The following is a 16659-nucleotide window of genomic DNA, read 5'->3' on the forward strand; positions in this document are numbered from 1 at the left end:
GGCTTCTTCCAAAAGCCCTGGCACCCTGGCGCGCGCAGTTTTCTATTCCAGCACACGCCTTGCTCCGATATATTTGGTTTTCCAGTAGGAATCCGTCATCTTCACCGCTCTGACTCCTTTGGTCGTTGCTGCGATAAAGGTTTGGTTCCCGTTATAGATCCCTACGAAGGTTGCTTTTTTCTTTCCGACTAAATCATAGAACACTAAGTCACCTTTATGAAGCTTGGTGCCTTTGACAGAAGTTCCCGCCTTGTATTGATCGGCAACCGTGCGCGGAAGCGTTAATTGAGCGGCTGTTTGATACGAATAAAGGACAAACCCGCTCGCATCAAACCCTTTTGGTGTCGTTCCCCCCATTTTAAATGGCTTCCCGATGTTCTTTACGGCGACTGCCGCGGCCTGATCGCCGAAATAATTATCAACCATATCATTTTTAATTTGCTTTTCTTTACTCCAGGACGTAATGGTATATTCCATGTTTCCTGTTTTCTTTACCATAAAATAAAGATGATTATAGCCTTCTGACAGCGTTCCTTTATAAGACTTGTTAAGCTTTGCAAAGAATGTTGCGGAAAATTCAATCTGCCCCTTTTCATGTCCCACTTCAGTCAGACGCTGAAGCTGGAACTCCTTCACATTCTTTTTGAATACCACAACATCCATTTTTGCTTCCTTGGCAAACTGCTTTTGAGCTTCCTTGGCATTTGGAATGGCAAACTTAAAAAAGATTTGAACCGGATTCACATTAAGCGGAATGTCATCTTTTGCAGCTGCATAAACGTTTTCTGCGGGCTGCACTCCTCCAACTGTCATTCCGGTTACTAAACTTGCTGCAACAACAGCAGCGGCCATCCATTTCTTCATCTTATATACCTCCGACCGTTTGATTGGCGCCCAGAATATCTGTGCACAATCGATTAGTCGCCATTTTATGGAAAAAGTTACATAAAAAAAACCGGAATTTCATGAAGAAATTCCGGTTTTTAAAATCAAAGATTAAACAGCTTGTGTGCTGTAGCTCATTTGGCGCTCCAGTTCTTCCGTATGCTCTTGTGTTTGCTCTGGCGTCCAGTTCAAATGCTTCGCCATAAACGCAATCGCTTTTTCCTTCCATTGGCGAACATAGGCGATATCGAAATACATCGCGCTTGTACGTCGGATAAAATAATCGGCAGGGGTTGTTGCCATCTCTTCATCCATTGCATAGACCAATGTTGCATAAACATTGACTGGCAAGTCGTTCAACTCTGCTTCTTTTTTACCGTCACGGATGATTTCAAACAAACGGTCAACATTGGAACCGTACTTTTTCACCAGCTGCTCTGCATCTTCTTGGCTTAAACCAAGGTTAAGCCCCTCTGCTATCTTTTCGCGGATGAACTCTGGAAAATGGCTGCTTCCGCCGACATTACCACCGGAAAGCACCAGGTGCTTGGTATTGCTTGTGTCATATTTGATGCCCACTTCTTTTTCAAGCTGTCCGGCTACGATATCTGCCACTTTTTCCCCCATTTTTCGGTATCCGGTTAATTTACCGCCAGCAATCGTGATCAATCCTGAAGGAGAAAAGAATACTTCGTCTTTCCTTGAAATCTCGGAAGGATCTTTTCCTTCTTCATGAATCAATGGACGTAATCCTGTCCAGGAGGATTCGATGTCTGCTTCGGTCATTTTTACTTCCGGAAACATAAAGTTGATGGCGTTAATGACGTAATTGACGTCATCATGCGTAATTCTTGGATTTTTGAGATCACCTTTGTAATCCGTGTCGGTTGTACCCACATACGTTTTGCCATCACGAGGAATCGCAAATACCATGCGGCCATCCGGTGTATCAAAATAAACGGCCTGATGCAGCGGGAACCGCTCCTGGTCGATCACAAGATGGATTCCCTTTGTATGGTGAATTCTTTTACCTTTTTTGGACTTATCAATATCGCGCAATTGATCCACCCAAGGACCCGCTGCGTTTACAATTTTCTTCGCATAAATTTCATGCGTTTCACCAGTAATCGTATCTTCTGCTTTAACGCCAAGCAGTTTTCCGCCTTGGTCGTAGATGAAGTCAACCACTTTAATGTAGTTTACGGCTTTACCTCCACGGGCTGCTGCTTCTTTCATGATCTCAAGCGTTAGACGTGCGTCGTCGGTTTTATACTCAACATAGTAACCTCCGCCGAGCAGATCTTTGCTTTTGAGCAGTGGTTCCCGTTTCATTGTTTCTTCCTTGGTCAGCATGGAACGGCGCTCTTTCCGCTTTACTCCAGCCAGGAAGTCATAAACCTTCAAGCCAATGGATGTTGAAAATTTGCCAAACGTTCCTTCTTTATAGAAAGGAAGAAGCATCCACTCTGGTGTGGTTACGTGTGGTGCATTTTCGTATACGATCGCACGTTCTTTCCCCACTTCTGCCACAAGGCCCACTTCGAACTGTTTCAAATAACGAAGTCCGCCATGGACAAGTTTGGTAGAACGGCTGGATGTACCTCCGGCAAAGTCCTGCATTTCCAACACGCCTGCTTTCATACCGCGCGTGGTAGCATCCAAAAGAATCCCTGCTCCAGTAACCCCGCCTCCAATGATCAACAGATCCAGGGAGGAGTTTTTCATGTCCTCAATATACTGCTTCCTTTTATTGCTTGAAAATGAAATATCCATATCAACGCCACTCCTTCATCATTCCATCTATTTATTCATTTCCTAATCTTCCACAATTAAAGCATCAAATGTTCCACGGAGAATAAAAAAGAGACCACAATACCCCTGTATCCATGTACAAGGTATTGTGGTCTCTCCATAGCTCCGACCGTTATTAACTTATGGTTATATCATAACAAGTTATGCCGGAAAGTGCAAATGGTGTGCCTGATGATTATTGGAAAACCCGTGCGGCTTCAACTGCTTTTTTCCAGCCTTTATAAAGGTCTTCTCGTTCCTTCTCTTCCATTTCCACATCAAAGTCTCTTTCCACTTTCCACTTTTTCGAAATTTCTTCCCGGCCCTTCCAGAAACCAGTTGCGAGTCCGGCAAGATACGCGGCTCCAAGCGCTGTGGTTTCATTGATTTCCGGACGCTCTACAGGAACCCCCAGGATATCGGACTGGAACTGCATGAGGAAGTTATTCATAACTGCCCCGCCGTCCACGCGAAGCTTTTTCAATTCAATATTGGAGTCGGCTTCCATGGCTGTCAGCACGTCACGTGTTTGATAAGCAAGGGATTCCAGTGTGGCACGAACAAAATGTTCTTTTTGGGTACCTCGTGTTAAACCGAATACTGCACCACGTGTTTTGCTGTCCCAATACGGAGTTCCCAATCCAACAAAGGCAGGGACTACGTAAACACCATCGGAAGAAGTCACACGGGTCGCCAAATCCTCACTTTCAGGAGAGGTGCGAATCAGCTGCAAGCCATCACGAAGCCACTGAACCGCGGAACCGGCAACAAAAATGCTTCCTTCCAGCGCGTACTCAACTTTTCCGTCAATGCCCCAGGCCAGTGTCGTTAACAGCCCATGCTCCGAACGCACGGCTTTTTCACCTGTATTCATGAGCATAAAGCATCCTGTACCATAGGTGTTTTTCGCCATACCGGTTTCAAAACAAGCTTGTCCAAACAGGGCAGCCTGCTGGTCTCCCGCAATGCCGGCAATTGGAATACTTTCACCGAAAAAGTGATAATCGATGGTGTGTCCGTAAACTTCAGAAGAAGATTTTACTTCAGGAAGCATGGACGCCGGTACACCCAGGATGTCTAGCAATTCTTCATCCCATTTCAGATCATAAATGTTATACATCAACGTACGTGAAGCATTGGAATAATCCGTAACATGAGCTTTTCCGCCAGTCATTTTCCAAAGAAGCCAGGTATCAATCGTTCCAAACAGAAGGTCTCCGTTTTCTGCCTTTTCCCTCGCGCCTTCTACGTTGTCCAGGATCCATTTCACTTTTGTTCCGGAAAAATAAGCGTCAATAAGCAATCCTGTTTTGTCTCTAAATAAATCGTTATATCCTTGTTCTTTTAACTCTTCGCAAATGTCTGCAGTCTGTCTGGATTGCCAAACAATCGCATTGTAGACCGGTTTACCAGTGTTTTTATCCCAGACGACCGCTGTTTCCCGCTGATTGGTGATGCCAATTGCTGCGATTTCCTTAGGAGATGTATTGGTACCCTCCAGTACTTGAGCGACCACAGCCAAAATACTGCCCCAAATTTCCTGTGCGTTGTGTTCTACCCAGCCCGGTTTGGGAAAATGCTGTGTGAACTCCTTTTGCGCCACATTGACACATTCGCCATCTTTATTAAAAAGAATGGCCCTTGAGCTTGTTGTCCCCTGATCGAGAGATAAAATATATTTCTTTTCCATGATCTTTTCCTCTCCTTTACAAAAATAACTGGTTTTTTTGATGCATATTTTTTTATTTGACTGCTTCCGTAAACATTGTAGCTCTTGGAAGTGGTTGATTTCCGTTTCTAGATAGCTCGCTTTTACAACTATACTTAGTTCTTGATTCGTTCGCCGTGTGTAAGGCTGTGGGTGCCCCGTTTACCGGCAAAATGGGCGGCCGCAAAGACAACAGCAGATAATACTGTCCAGCTCCAGAAGAAAGCGGTTACTTTGCCCTTGAACAATACCTCATACAGAAGTGCTCCAAAAACGCCTCCGAGAATCGGTCCCACCACAGGGATCCAAGCGTACTTCCAGTTGGATCCTCCCTTTCCGCTGATCGGAAGGAAGAAATGGGCCAGTCTCGGTCCAAGGTCACGCGCCGGGTTGATGGCATAACCGGTAGTACCGCCCAAGGATAATCCGATGGCCACAATTAGAAAACCAACAATTAACGGGTTAAGTCCTTCTGTAAATTTATTCGCGCCTATTGCCAAAAGTCCTACCAGCAAAACGGCTGTTCCAATGAACTCACTCAAAAGGTTCGATAATGTATGCGGTATTGCAGGGTCTGTCGAGAAAACTCCCAATTTAACGGCTTTGTCTTCTGTTTTTTCCCAATGCGGAAGGAACTGAAAATAAACAATAACCCCTCCAAGGAATGCACCCAGCATCTGAGCCAGGATATAGCCAGGAACCTGCGACCAGCTGAACTCTCCGACGGCAGCCATTCCTAATGTGACGGCCGGGTTAAGATGCGCACCGCTTACATTTCCAACTGCATATACCCCCATCGCTACCGCGAGTCCCCATCCCAGAGCTACGACGATCCATCCTCCGCCTTCTGCCTTGGATTTCTTCAAGCTGACGTTGGCGACAACTCCACCACCAAATATAATTAAAATCATTGTTCCTACGATTTCTCCCAGTATCGGTGACATTCTGCAACACTCCTCTCAATTTTAGCAACGATAATATCCTATTCAAAACAAAAGACCAGCAAAAAAATCCCAAACATACATGTAAGGGCTTCCGCTGATCTCCGATTCTCCGTCAGAATATTAACTTGTCTATTATTTAAACACAGTTTGCAAGCGCTGTCAATGAAGCCGGAGAGGGAATAAAAGGAAATCACCCTCACCATAACTCTTTATCCGAGGTGGTTACCGCCACAGCTCCTGCTTTAATCGCCAGTTCGATTTCCTCTTTTGTGCGGATCAAGCCGCCGGCAAACACGGGTATCCCCGTTTTTTCGTGAACCTCCTGAATGATGTTGGGCATGAGTCCAGGAAGCACTTCAACGTAATCCGGCTGGGTTTTTGTGATAATTTTATAACTGGTTTCGAGTGCAATGGAATCGAGAAGAAACAAACGTTGAATGGCAATTACACCTTTTTTCTTGGCAGTGGCGATCACGTTGCTTCTTGTGGAGATGATGCCTGCCGGTTTGATTTCCTGACAGATAAACTCTGCCGCATATTCATCCGCTTTCAGGCCGCTGATCAGGTCGGCATGAACGAAAAGTTTCTTGTTCGCCCGTCCCGCCAGTCTTACCATATCTTTCAGCTGGGCAATGTGGCTGTCCAAGATGACGAGATAGGTATAGGAGGTGCCCAGCAGCTTCTCCAGGTCCTTCCATTTTCGGACGGCCGGCAATACGGTTTGGTTTTGAAATGTCATAGGTATACCTCCCAAGCCGAGTTTTCCTTATTATATACTTTTTTTTGTATTAAAAGAAAATAGCCTTCCTGACGGATCAGGAAGGCTATTTGGCTGTTCATTTATCTGTGTTTGGCCACATCAAGGCGGTTGATCGCGCGGCGAAGAGCATATTCTGCTCTCGCCTGGTCCAAATCGCTTTGATTGGTCTCAGCCAAACGGCGCTCAGCACGCTCTTTAGCTGCTTCAGCGCGATTGACCTCAATCTCATCTGCCAGTTCAGCAGCTTGAGCAAGGATTGTTACTTTTTCAGGCCGAACTTCGATAAATCCACCGCTAACGGCCACATATTGTGTTTTTCCATCTTGTTTCACACGTACTGCACTGATGGTTAAAGGAGCAACCAACGGAATATGTCCTGGCAGGACACCCAGCTCACCGCTTTTTGCTTTTGAACTGACCATTTCTGCCGTTCCTTCAAACACAGGACCATCAGGGGTGACTACACTTACGTCTAACGTTCTCATTTCGTCTTACCCCCTTATAGGTTTAGGCCATCGTTTTTGCTTTTTCAACAACTTCATCAATAGAACCTACAAGACGGAATGCATCCTCTGGAAGGTCATCGTGCTTTCCATCAAGGATTTCTCTGAATCCTCGGATTGTTTCCTTAACTGGCACGTATGAACCTTTTTGACCAGTAAACTGTTCCGCAACGTGGAAGTTTTGAGACAAGAAGAACTGGATGCGGCGCGCACGCTGTACAACCAATTTATCTTCTTCAGAAAGCTCGTCCATACCCAGAATGGCAATAATATCTTGAAGTTCTTTATAGCGCTGCAACGTTTGCTGCACTTGACGGGCAATGGAATAGTGCTCCTCGCCTACAATCTCTGGAGAAAGGGCGCGGGAAGTAGAAGCCAATGGATCCACCGCAGGATAAATACCCATAGCAGTCAATTTACGTTCAAGGTTTGTTGTTGCATCCAAGTGGGCAAACGCAGTTGCCGGAGCCGGGTCAGTATAGTCATCCGCCGGTACGTAGATCGCCTGGATCGATGTAACAGAACCTTTTTTCGTAGATGTGATACGTTCTTGAAGCTGACCCATCTCTGTAGCAAGTGTCGGCTGGTAACCTACCGCTGATGGCATACGGCCAAGAAGCGCGGATACCTCAGAACCTGCTTGCGTGAAACGGAAGATGTTATCCACGAAGAACAATACGTCCTGTCCTTCTTCATCACGGAAGAATTCAGCCATTGTAAGACCAGAAAGAGCGATACGTGCACGCGCTCCAGGAGGCTCGTTCATCTGTCCAAATACCATTGCTGTTTTGCTGATAACGCCAGAGTCACTCATCTCATGGTAAAGGTCGTTCCCTTCACGAGTTCGCTCACCTACACCTGCGAATACGGAAATACCGCCGTGCTCCTGCGCGATGTTATTGATCAATTCCTGAATAAGTACGGTTTTACCTACACCGGCACCACCGAAAAGACCGATCTTACCACCCTTAACGTATGGAGCAATAAGGTCAACGACTTTAATTCCAGTTTCAAGAATTTCCGTTTTTGTTGTAAGGTTTTCGAAAGATGGCGCTCCGCGGTGAATCGGATCACGGCGAACATCTGCTGGAACTGCCTCTCCAAGGTCAATGTGGTCACCAGTAACGTTAAATACACGTCCAAGTGTTGCACTTCCTACAGGAACGGAGATTGGTTTACCCGTATCATTGATTGCCATACCTCGAACAAGACCATCAGTAGAATCCATCGCGATGGTACGGACGGTGTTGTCACCAAGGTGAAGGGCAACTTCTAGTGTTAAATTAACGCCTTCAGCGTCAACTGTTAATGCATTTAAAAGTTCCGGAAGACTGTCATCGAATTTAACGTCGACAACAGGTCCAAGAATCTGGGTGATATACCCTTTATTCATCGTTTCCCCTCCTAACTTCTGGCACATCTTTGTGCCGTATGCCTGATTAAGGCATGTATAAAAATCTACTCGAGTGCCGCAACCCCGCCGACAATCTCGGTAATTTCCTGAGTAATGGCCGCCTGACGCTCACGGTTATAGGTGAGTGTAAACTGGCCGATCAAATCGTCTGCATTGTCAGTCGCATTTCTCATTGCTGTCATACGAGAAGCATGTTCTGCTGCCTTTGCATCCAGAAGCGCTCCGTAAATCAAACTTTCCGCGTACTGTGGAAGGAGAACTTCCAAAATTTCTTCTTCGGAAGGCTCGTATTCGTAAGCAGCATTTGAGCTGACTGTTCCTTCAAAACCAGTTAGTGGTAGAACTTTTCGTTCCGTAAGCTCTGACTGGATCGCACTAACGAAGTGGTTGTAATACATGTATAGTTCATCAAACGTTTCGTTCGCATACAAACCAACCGCTTTGCTTGCGATAGCTTTAATGTCAGCAAAAGACGGCTGATCCGGCAGACCCGTAATGCTGTCGATGATTGTCATGTTGCGCCTTTTGAAAAAGTTAAGACCAACCTTTCCGACAACAATAAGCGCATATTCATCAGGAGACTGATGTCGCTCGTTTATTGTGCGGTAAACGTGACGCAACACATTGGAGTTATATGCCCCCGCCAGACCACGGTCCGCCGTGATGACAAAATAGCCCGTTTTCTTTATGGGACGGCTGGCAAGCATGGGATGGCGTGCACTCTTGCTTCCGGAAGCAATGCTGGTTACGACCTCCTGCATCTTATCCATATAAGGAGTAAATCGTTTCGTGTTTTGCTCCGCACGGTTCAATGCTGCTGCAGATACCATTTCCATGGCCTTCGTAATCTGCATCGTCTTTTTTGTTGCATCAATTCTCGCTTTAATATCTCGTAATGCCACTCGTATTCACCACCTTTGGGTTAAGCTGGTTGCAGGATGCACCAGGCATCCTGCAGTTTATTTAAAGTTTACTGTTAGCTTGTGATCCAGCTTCAGTGCCCAATCCCTCGAGGTCGCTTCACTCTCACCCCTCAACACAAAAAGCGTGTTGCTGAGTGAGAGTTCCAGCGCTTGTCGGGCTTAAACGGGCACTTCAGCTTTTCTTTGTGATCCAGCTTCAGCCGCTAAAGACTCGACCGTTTCACTCTCTCACTACAACACAAAAAGCGTGTTGCTGTTCTAGAGTTCCAACATTTCTCGTCTTTAAACAGCGGCTTCAGCTTTTCTTTTTTTAAGCAAATACCTTCTTAAATGCTTTGATCGCATCGTCCAGTTCGCTGCCTTCTGGAAGTTTTCCAGTGGTTTTGATCTGGTTGAGAACGTCTTTAGCGTTGTTATCCATATAAGCATGAAGCTCTTCTTCAAAACGTGTGATATCTTCGACCGGAACATCATCAAGGTAGCCTCTTGTTAATGCAAACAGGATGGCAACCTGAAGTTCTACACGCAGCGGTTTGTGAAGGCCTTGTTTCAGGACTTCTACTGTACGTGCACCACGGTTAAGTTTTGCTTGAGTCGCTTTATCGAGGTCTGAACCAAATTGAGCAAATGCTTCAAGCTCACGGAATGAAGCCAGGTCAAGACGGAGTGTACCAGATACTTTACTCATTGCTTTAATTTGCGCCGCTCCACCTACACGGGATACAGAAATACCCGCGTTGATGGCAGGACGTACACCGGAGAAGAACAAGTCAGACTGCAAGAAGATTTGTCCGTCTGTGATGGAGATCACGTTTGTCGGAATATATGCCGACACGTCACTTGCTTGAGTCTCGATGAATGGAAGTGCCGTAATGGAACCGCCGCCCAGCTCATCGTTTAGTTTTGCTGCACGCTCAAGAAGGCGAGAGTGAAGGTAGAAAACGTCCCCTGGATAAGCTTCACGGCCCGGAGGACGGCGAAGAAGCAAGGAAAGTTCACGGTAAGCTGCTGCTTGTTTAGAAAGGTCATCATAAACAATCAACACATGCTTGCCATCCCACATAAACTCTTCAGCCATGGAAACACCGGAATACGGAGCCAAGAAAAGAAGAGGAGCCGGCTGGGAAGCACTTGCAGATACAACAATTGTGTAGTCCAGCGCACCTTGTTCACGAAGCGTTTCTACAACACCTGCAACAGTGGACTCTTTTTGTCCAATAGCAACATAGATACAAATCATGTCCTGATCTTTTTGGTTGATGATCGTATCAATGGCTACAGCTGTTTTACCGGTTTGACGGTCACCGATGATGAGCTCACGCTGTCCGCGGCCGATTGGAACAAGAGCGTCGATCGCTTTGATTCCTGTTTGTAGCGGCTGGTGTACTGATTTACGAGCCATAACGCCTGGCGCCTTCTGCTCGATTGGACGAGTTTTTGTTGTTTCAACAGGTCCTTTGCCATCAATCGGCATACCAAGTGGGTTAACTACGCGTCCAAGAAGTTCTGGTCCGACCGGAACCTCCATGATGCGTCCTGTACGTTTAACCTCGTCGCCTTCACGGATCTCCTGATATGGCCCGAGGATGATGATACCTACGTTGTTTTCTTCAAGGTTTTGGGCCATACCCATTACCCCATTAGAAAATTCAACAAGCTCGCCGGCCATTACATTATCCAATCCATGGGCACGGGCAATACCGTCACCGACCTGAATAACTGTACCGACGTCGTTTACTTCGATTTCAGACTGATAGTTTTCAATCTGTTTTTTTATTAAAGCACTGATTTCTTCAGCTTTAATGTTGCTCATGAATTTCACCCCTATCTTTTTAGCCTTGTGTAGTGGCTAATTGGCGCTCGATACGCTCTAGTTTACCGCGGATGCTTCCGTCAAAAATACGGTTGCCAATGCGGATTCTCATCCCACCAACGAGGGATTGATCAATAATATTTTCAATGCGCAGCTGCTGTTTGCCCACTCGCTTTGCGAAGGTTTCTTCAAGACGGGCTCTTTCATCCTGTGACAACAGGCGGACAGAGTATACCGTTGCTTCAGCAATGCCGCGCGACTCATTTGCTAGTTCAATAAACTGGCCAGCCATTTCCGCGATAATGTTCTCTCGGTTGCGGTCGATCAGCAATAAAATAGTGTTCAGAACCGGTTTGGAAAGGTCTGTGCCAAGGCTTTCTTTTACAATCTGTTTTTTCTCTTCAACAGAAATTTTCGGATGGTTCAATAGCTTTTGAATGTCACGGTTGCTTTCCATGACATCCTTGACTACACGAATCTCAGCCTCAGACTGCTCAAGGTTTTCTTGTCCAACCACTTCATAAAGAGCTGATGCATAGCGTTTTGCAATTACAGTTAGATCCTTGCTCATCTAGCTTCGCCTGCCTCTTGAAGGTAATCCTGGATTAACTTCTCCTGGCTGCGCTCATCCAGTTCTTTCGCGATCACTTTGGAAGCGATCATGACAGACAGAGATGCAACTTCTTTTCGAAGAGTAGCGACAGCTTTTTCTCTTTCACTGGCAATATCAGCCAGTGCAGATTCTTTCACGCGTTCAGCTTCTTCACGGGAAGCCTGGATAATAGCCTCACCCTGCGCTTCACCTTGTTTTTTCGCATTTTCGATGATAGCTCGTGCTTCTTCACGCGCTTGTTTCAATTCTTCTATTTGTGTAGCAAGATGCTCTTCCGCTTCTTTGCGGCTGGCTTCTGCTGCTTCAATTTCATTCGTAATAAAGTTTTGTCGCTCTTTCATGATTCCCATTAACGGGCCCCATGCATACTTGCGTAATAAGAGCATTAGAATAAAGAATGCTAGTAACTGGAAGAGAATATCTCCGCCGTTAACACCACCGGTTGCCGCACCTAACATTAAGGATTGCACGGTATTTCCTCCCTTCAATAGGTCATACATAAGGAATGGCGAAGAAAAGTTCCAGTTTTGAAACATGCTTCGCCATTATTGAGATCTTTTTAAATCTTGCTGTTATTAGCTGCCAAGAACGATAAACGCAATAACAACGCCGATGATTGGAAGTGCTTCAACTAACGCAACCCCGATAAACATTGTTGTTTGAAGTGTACCGCGAAGTTCTGGCTGACGAGCGATCCCCTCAACTGTACGTCCTACGATAAGACCGTTACCAATACCTGCACCTAGTGCTGCTAGACCGATTGCAATTGCTGCTGCAATAAGATTCATTTTTGTATTTCTCCCTTCTTTTCCCCTGCAATTTTATTTTTTGTTCCTGACGGTTAGGCCATGAACGAAACTTATATTAATTAATGGTCGTCCGCCACTTTATGGGCAAGATAAACCATTGTTAACATGGTAAAAATAAATGCCTGAATGGCACCTACGAATACGGAGAATCCCTGCCATACAATCAACGGGAAGATCCCCAGGATACCGGCAAAAATACCTTTATGTGCCAGCCCTACAAGAAGGCCTAAAAGGATTTCTCCAGCGTAAATGTTACCGTAAAGCCGGAGGCCGAGCGTTAGTGTATTGGCAAATTCTTCGATCAGCTTTAATGGGAAGAAAAGCTTGAAAGGTTTAAAGAATTCTGCACCGTACGCTTTTGCACCTTTTAATCTCACCCCATAATAGTGGCTTAGTACCACTACCATTACGGCAAGTGTTAAGGTGATGGTTGGATCTGCAGTTGGCGATTTCCACCAAAGTTCATGGTCAAAAGCTACTGCAAATGGCAGGCCGAGCATATTGGAAACAAAAATATACATAAGTAATGTAAGACCTAGTGTAAGAAAGCGGCCGCCCGTGTGCCAATCCATTGTGCTGTTGATGATTCCTTTTACAAAATCCACTACCCATTCAAGAAAGTTTTGCAAACCGCCCGGTTTCATGGACAAGGCGCGGGTAGCCAGTACAGCAATCAGGAAAACAATTACGGATGAAACTGTAATCATCAGTACGTTTGACAGGTTAAATTGAAGACCCATAAACGTATGTATCGGAGCTTCGTGTTCCACCTATTTCACCTCTTTTCCTTTGGAGTACGTATGGTTTTAGTTAGTGAATCTATTAACATGATAATATAGACCGTCATCAATCCAATTACCACACTTAACAAATTGAAAAATTGCGGGTATCTCATGGCAATAAGCACTGCGAGGCCACCCACAAGAAGCCTTGATAATGAACCCATTGTCCTGACTTTTTGCTGGTTAATGACTGCTTGTCCGAGCCGTTCGATCCTCGAATACATGCTCCAAAGATTATAAAGACTGAACAGGGTGCCGAATGATAAACCGAGGAAAATGGATTGATAGGAGGTTACTCCATATCCGAGGACAAAAAAAGAGAGCATAAAGAGCGTGATCTTTATGTATCTTCTGAAGGTCATGGTGTACTCGGTCATTTGCGTTCTTCTCCTGATCGATTGGATAATAAACGGATCATGCCGTAAACGCCGGCTCCAAGCCCTATAAACAAGCCGATAATGAGGAACAGAGGACTCGTTCCCATAAGACCATCCAGCCACTTACCGCCGAAAAGCCCAAGCAATATACTTCCAACAAGTACAGAAAGTATACCTGACATTAATGCCATTGCTTTATAAGGTCGTCTTCCGGTGCTCATCGCATGGACTCCTTTCGGAACATCATAAGGAAGTTCAAATTTCCAGTAAACACACTTGTGTCCTAGCATGAAAACCTTACCATATTCCCTTTGTAAGAATACCAATAGCGACACCCTGGTGTCAACGCAATTACAGGCAAAATATCATATAATTTGTGGAAAATCTGTCACAATTCCTATATGTTTATTTAATTGCAGTATAATATTGCTTTTCCCTAGGAAAATAGCGATATAATAAACATTATGAACTATTCAGTTTTGTATAAAATCCCGGTTTTTGAGCAGACTTTTCAGTACAAACTTCATCCAGGGAGGATGTCCTATGAAGCTCACTAAAACCGGTTTTTTGTTCCTCTTTTTTTTAGTCATACTTGTCGCCTGCATGAACAATGTCAACGATGGAAAAAATGGAACGAAATCCCATCAAATGAATACCCATTCATCCAACTCCGGCACACCTCAAAATATGAACACATCCATGCGCCAGGATTATGCGAAATGGGGGAAAATTGCACTGGAGCGCACCAAGGAAAAATACCCCAACAGCACCATCAGTGATTATCAGTACGACACACGCCGGGTAAATGCTGACGGCACAGTGATCGACTTCTTCGACTTTATTATAACGGAACATAAGGTCGAAAAAGACATCAAAGTAAAGGTGCTGCATAACGCGAGTGACGGAAAATTGATTTCAGTAGCCTTTGAAGAAATCAGTTAATGATAAAAATGCTTTTGCCTCAGCCCACACCGCGCTGCTGGCAGGGGCATTTTTTATGGTTTCTCTGGATGTCCACCTTCCTTCCCTACATAATATAAGCTAGGTATTTCCAAAAAACTTGAAGTTTAATCCGAACTTTTTGTTTGGAGGATGTATTTTGTTTCAGCCACGCAATAGCTAAAAAACAAAAGCGCCAGAAACCCGGCGCTTTTTCATGTTGCTTATTTTGTTCCAAAAAGACGGTCCCCTGCATCGCCAAGACCTGGTACGATATAGCCGTGGTCGTTGAGCTTTTCATCAAGGGCTGCCAAATAGATATCCACTTCAGGATGGTCTCTGTGAATCAGATCAATTCCTTCAGGAGCGGCAACAAGGCACATCAACTTAATGTTCTTTGCACCTCTGTTTTTAAGGGACGTGATGGCTGCTGCAGCAGATCCCCCTGTTGCAAGCATTGGATCAATAACAATAAAGTCGCGTTCCTCGACATCGGACGGAAGCTTTACATAATATTCAACAGGCAAAAGTGTTTCCGGATCACGGTACAGACCAACGTGTCCGACTTTTGCTGCCGGGATTAATTTAAGAATTCCGTCTACCATGCCAAGACCGGCACGAAGAATCGGTACAAGACCAAGCTTTTTCCCGGCGATCACTTTCATTTTTGCTTCAGATACAGGAGTTTGAATGGTCACTTCCTCAAGTGGAAGATCGCGTGTAATTTCAAACGCCATTAATCCCGCAACTTCATCTACAAGCTCACGAAACTCTTTCGTACCTGTTTCAACGTCACGAATATGTGTTAACTTATGCTGTATCAATGGATGATCCAGAACAAAAACATTACCCATCCTGCTACCTCTCCTTTTAAAACGGGCTTGTCCATCCCGTAAATTCTTGCACATAACCTCTACCGCATTTTACAGAAAAAGAAGCACTACTTCAAGGTAAAAAAAGCTTCCAATTAAAATCCCGGGATTACTCATAAAAATAGGGCACCCCATTAGGATGCCCCATTCCCTACTATTCTTCTCTTCTGCTTAATACAAGCATGCATAAAGTGATGATGACAAAGGCGACAAACGCCAGCATCGGAATAGTAATAAAGCCGAGCCAGTTAATGTAATCCTGCGAACAGGGAACACCTGCACTGCATACTTCGAATTGCTTCAGGGCCGGAACCTTTTGCAGGGCAATATGATAGCCCGAAACAATAACTCCGAGGCCGGAAAGTGGAAGAACGTATGAAGCGATCCTGCTGTTATTGTGATAAAACGCCACACCCAGGAAAACAGCAAGAGGGTACATTAGTATTCTTTGATACCAGCAAAGGGTACAGGGAACATAGTGAAGGACTTCACTAAAGAAAAGGGACCCCAACACAGCAATTATGGCTGTTACCCAACCGAGCAGCAAAGGTTTATTCATCTTTAATTCTTCCCTTTCCAAGCTTCTTCGACCTGCTTCTTAAGGTCGCCGTATGTGCTTCCTTCAAACCGTTTGCCGTTCACAAACAAGGTTGGAGTAGATTGTACACCAAGCTTGCTCACCAAGGCTTCGTCCTTCTTTACATCCTCGTCGTGATTTGATTGGTTAAATGCCTTTTTTACTTTTTGAGCATCTTTGTTTGAGGTAGCCTCAGCCAGTGTTTTTACGAGGAAGTCCACAGTAAAAATATCTTGCTTTTCAGCCTCCTGATCGGCCGGCTGCTTTTTATAAAGAAGCTCATGGAATTTCCAGAAGCTATCATTGCCTAGTTCACTATAAACCGTTTCAGCAAATTGCGCTGAACGTCTGGAATCCACATTGATGAAAGGATAGTTGATGAAATAAAATTTAATTTTACCTGTTTGGATCAGGTCTTTATCAATTTCAGGGAAAAGAGTCTCGTTAAAGTTTTTGCAAACCGGACATTTGTAATCGCCAAATTCAAGCACCTTCACATCTGCAGATTCTTTTCCTAAATACGGCTGATTTTTGTAATCGATGGATGCTCCTCCATTGGAGTCGTCTTTGTTGCCGAAATTCCCAACAAACAATAAAAAGACAATACCAATCGCAATAATGCCGATCAACCAGAAAATCCAGCTGGACGGCCGCTGATTCTTATTTCTTACATAATTTTTGGTTTTGGGCTTTGACTTGCTGTTCCCCTTAGGTTTTTGCTTCGCCATATTTTCACCTCTACTACCTTAAGTTTATTTACTAACTAATCAATCAGAAGTAAGTTCTACTTAAGAGTATACGAAGTCTCTCTATTTTACAAATGAACATTCTCTTAACTTTTGAATGATTTTTCGTGACTTTCGGTGCTCTAAAGAAAGCGATATCTGGTTCAAGAGTTTAGTACCAATAAAATAAAAAACAGCACCGCTTCTTCAGCGGTGCCGGAACC

The 16659-nt window shown here is 44.8% G+C and carries 19 protein-coding genes; 1 reads left to right on the plus strand and 18 read right to left on the minus strand.

Features of this window, described 5'->3' with window-relative positions; all coding sequences use genetic code 11:
- Positions 1–42: 42 nt before the first annotated feature.
- From QNH15_RS24985 to QNH15_RS25055, 15 genes are all read right to left on the minus strand, one after another.
- Positions 43–864, minus strand: a complete 822-nt coding sequence (locus QNH15_RS24985) for a C40 family peptidase (protein WP_283891438.1) — start codon at positions 862–864, stop codon at positions 43–45.
- 132 nt (positions 865–996) lie between these two features.
- Positions 997–2658, minus strand: coding sequence for a glycerol-3-phosphate dehydrogenase/oxidase (locus QNH15_RS24990; protein ID WP_283891440.1), 1662 nt, complete (start codon positions 2656–2658; stop codon positions 997–999).
- Between the two features lie 214 nt (positions 2659–2872).
- The gene (gene glpK / locus QNH15_RS24995) at positions 2873–4366 is read right to left on the minus strand and encodes a glycerol kinase GlpK (protein WP_283891442.1); all 1494 of its coding nucleotides are present in this window, start codon (positions 4364–4366) and stop codon (positions 2873–2875) included.
- A 134-nt stretch (positions 4367–4500) separates the two neighbouring features.
- Positions 4501–5328 carry an MIP/aquaporin family protein gene (locus QNH15_RS25000; protein WP_283891444.1) on the minus strand — a complete coding sequence of 276 codons (828 nt, stop codon included), beginning with the start codon at positions 5326–5328 and terminating at the stop codon, positions 4501–4503.
- A gap of 196 nt (positions 5329–5524) precedes the next feature.
- A complete protein-coding gene (locus QNH15_RS25005; RefSeq protein WP_283891446.1) occupies positions 5525–6067 on the minus strand; it encodes a glycerol-3-phosphate responsive antiterminator in 543 nt (180 codons plus the stop codon).
- 101 nt (positions 6068–6168) lie between these two features.
- Positions 6169–6573: a F0F1 ATP synthase subunit epsilon gene (locus QNH15_RS25010; RefSeq protein WP_061973567.1), complete on the minus strand. Its 405-nt coding sequence runs from the start codon at positions 6571–6573 to the stop codon at positions 6169–6171.
- 22 nt (positions 6574–6595) lie between these two features.
- Positions 6596–7984 carry a F0F1 ATP synthase subunit beta gene (atpD, locus tag QNH15_RS25015; protein ID WP_283891448.1) on the minus strand — a complete coding sequence of 463 codons (1389 nt, stop codon included), beginning with the start codon at positions 7982–7984 and terminating at the stop codon, positions 6596–6598.
- A 65-nt stretch (positions 7985–8049) separates the two neighbouring features.
- A complete protein-coding gene (gene atpG, locus QNH15_RS25020; protein ID WP_283895757.1) occupies positions 8050–8913 on the minus strand; it encodes an ATP synthase F1 subunit gamma in 864 nt (287 codons plus the stop codon).
- A gap of 325 nt (positions 8914–9238) precedes the next feature.
- Positions 9239–10741 carry a F0F1 ATP synthase subunit alpha gene (gene atpA / locus QNH15_RS25025; protein WP_061973523.1) on the minus strand — a complete coding sequence of 501 codons (1503 nt, stop codon included), beginning with the start codon at positions 10739–10741 and terminating at the stop codon, positions 9239–9241.
- Between the two features lie 19 nt (positions 10742–10760).
- Positions 10761–11312, minus strand: a complete 552-nt coding sequence (locus tag QNH15_RS25030) for a F0F1 ATP synthase subunit delta (RefSeq protein WP_283891452.1) — start codon at positions 11310–11312, stop codon at positions 10761–10763.
- Complete coding sequence (gene atpF, locus QNH15_RS25035; RefSeq protein ID WP_425590419.1) at positions 11309–11854, minus strand: F0F1 ATP synthase subunit B; 546 nt, start codon at positions 11852–11854, stop codon at positions 11309–11311. Before atpF ends, QNH15_RS25030 begins: the two co-directional genes overlap by 4 nt.
- 75 nt (positions 11855–11929) lie before the next feature.
- Positions 11930–12142, minus strand: coding sequence for a F0F1 ATP synthase subunit C (gene atpE, locus QNH15_RS25040; protein WP_090239739.1), 213 nt, complete (start codon positions 12140–12142; stop codon positions 11930–11932).
- 80 nt (positions 12143–12222) lie between these two features.
- Complete coding sequence (atpB, locus tag QNH15_RS25045; protein WP_129478839.1) at positions 12223–12933, minus strand: F0F1 ATP synthase subunit A; 711 nt, start codon at positions 12931–12933, stop codon at positions 12223–12225.
- A gap of 5 nt (positions 12934–12938) precedes the next feature.
- A complete protein-coding gene (locus tag QNH15_RS25050) occupies positions 12939–13322 on the minus strand; it encodes an ATP synthase subunit I (protein WP_283891457.1) in 384 nt (127 codons plus the stop codon).
- Positions 13319–13543 carry an AtpZ/AtpI family protein gene (locus QNH15_RS25055; protein ID WP_129478835.1) on the minus strand — a complete coding sequence of 75 codons (225 nt, stop codon included), beginning with the start codon at positions 13541–13543 and terminating at the stop codon, positions 13319–13321. Before QNH15_RS25055 ends, QNH15_RS25050 begins: the two co-directional genes overlap by 4 nt.
- A gap of 322 nt (positions 13544–13865) precedes the next feature.
- Between QNH15_RS25055 and QNH15_RS25060 the strand changes: the two genes are divergently transcribed.
- Entirely contained in the window at positions 13866–14264 is a 399-nt protein-coding gene (locus tag QNH15_RS25060) for a DUF3889 domain-containing protein (protein WP_283891460.1), read from the plus strand.
- Between the two features lie 221 nt (positions 14265–14485).
- Here the strand turns inward: QNH15_RS25060 and upp are convergent, their stop codons facing one another.
- The 3 genes from upp to QNH15_RS25075 all read right to left on the minus strand — a co-directional run bounded on the left by upp (position 14486) and on the right by QNH15_RS25075 (position 16438).
- Positions 14486–15115, minus strand: a complete 630-nt coding sequence (gene upp / locus QNH15_RS25065) for a uracil phosphoribosyltransferase (RefSeq protein WP_283891462.1) — start codon at positions 15113–15115, stop codon at positions 14486–14488.
- Between the two features lie 172 nt (positions 15116–15287).
- Positions 15288–15692, minus strand: coding sequence for a disulfide oxidoreductase (locus tag QNH15_RS25070; RefSeq protein WP_061973508.1), 405 nt, complete (start codon positions 15690–15692; stop codon positions 15288–15290).
- Positions 15693–15694: 2 nt separating this feature from the next.
- A complete protein-coding gene (locus QNH15_RS25075; protein ID WP_283891463.1) occupies positions 15695–16438 on the minus strand; it encodes a DsbA family protein in 744 nt (247 codons plus the stop codon).
- Between the last annotated feature and the right edge of the window lie 221 nt (positions 16439–16659).

This window comes from Fictibacillus enclensis, from assembly GCF_030123385.1.
GTDB lineage: Bacteria > Bacillota > Bacilli > Bacillales > Fictibacillaceae > Fictibacillus_C > Fictibacillus_C enclensis.

Excerpts from the sequence above, each read along its gene's own strand:
- QNH15_RS24985 (WP_283891438.1), bottom strand. The coding sequence starts at position 864 with ATGAAGAAATGGATGGCCGCTGCTGTTGTTGCAGCAAGTTTAGTAACC.
- QNH15_RS24990 (WP_283891440.1), bottom strand. The coding sequence starts at position 2,658 with ATGGATATTTCATTTTCAAGCAATAAAAGGAAGCAGTATATTGAGGAC.
- glpK (WP_283891442.1), bottom strand. The coding sequence starts at position 4,366 with ATGGAAAAGAAATATATTTTATCTCTCGATCAGGGGACAACAAGCTCA.
- QNH15_RS25000 (WP_283891444.1), bottom strand. The coding sequence starts at position 5,328 with ATGTCACCGATACTGGGAGAAATCGTAGGAACAATGATTTTAATTATA.
- QNH15_RS25005 (WP_283891446.1), bottom strand. The coding sequence starts at position 6,067 with ATGACATTTCAAAACCAAACCGTATTGCCGGCCGTCCGAAAATGGAAG.
- QNH15_RS25010 (WP_061973567.1), bottom strand. The coding sequence starts at position 6,573 with ATGAGAACGTTAGACGTAAGTGTAGTCACCCCTGATGGTCCTGTGTTT.
- atpD (WP_283891448.1), bottom strand. The coding sequence starts at position 7,984 with ATGAATAAAGGGTATATCACCCAGATTCTTGGACCTGTTGTCGACGTT.
- atpA (WP_061973523.1), bottom strand. The coding sequence starts at position 10,741 with ATGAGCAACATTAAAGCTGAAGAAATCAGTGCTTTAATAAAAAAACAG.
- QNH15_RS25030 (WP_283891452.1), bottom strand. The coding sequence starts at position 11,312 with ATGAGCAAGGATCTAACTGTAATTGCAAAACGCTATGCATCAGCTCTT.
- atpF (WP_425590419.1), bottom strand. The coding sequence starts at position 11,854 with ATGTATGACCTATTGAAGGGAGGAAATACCGTGCAATCCTTAATGTTA.
- atpE (WP_090239739.1), bottom strand. The coding sequence starts at position 12,142 with ATGAATCTTATTGCAGCAGCAATTGCAATCGGTCTAGCAGCACTAGGT.
- QNH15_RS25050 (WP_283891457.1), bottom strand. The coding sequence starts at position 13,322 with ATGACCGAGTACACCATGACCTTCAGAAGATACATAAAGATCACGCTC.
- QNH15_RS25055 (WP_129478835.1), bottom strand. The coding sequence starts at position 13,543 with ATGAGCACCGGAAGACGACCTTATAAAGCAATGGCATTAATGTCAGGT.
- QNH15_RS25060 (WP_283891460.1), top strand. The coding sequence starts at position 13,866 with ATGAAGCTCACTAAAACCGGTTTTTTGTTCCTCTTTTTTTTAGTCATA.
- upp (WP_283891462.1), bottom strand. The coding sequence starts at position 15,115 with ATGGGTAATGTTTTTGTTCTGGATCATCCATTGATACAGCATAAGTTA.
- QNH15_RS25070 (WP_061973508.1), bottom strand. The coding sequence starts at position 15,692 with ATGAATAAACCTTTGCTGCTCGGTTGGGTAACAGCCATAATTGCTGTG.
- QNH15_RS25075 (WP_283891463.1), bottom strand. The coding sequence starts at position 16,438 with ATGGCGAAGCAAAAACCTAAGGGGAACAGCAAGTCAAAGCCCAAAACC.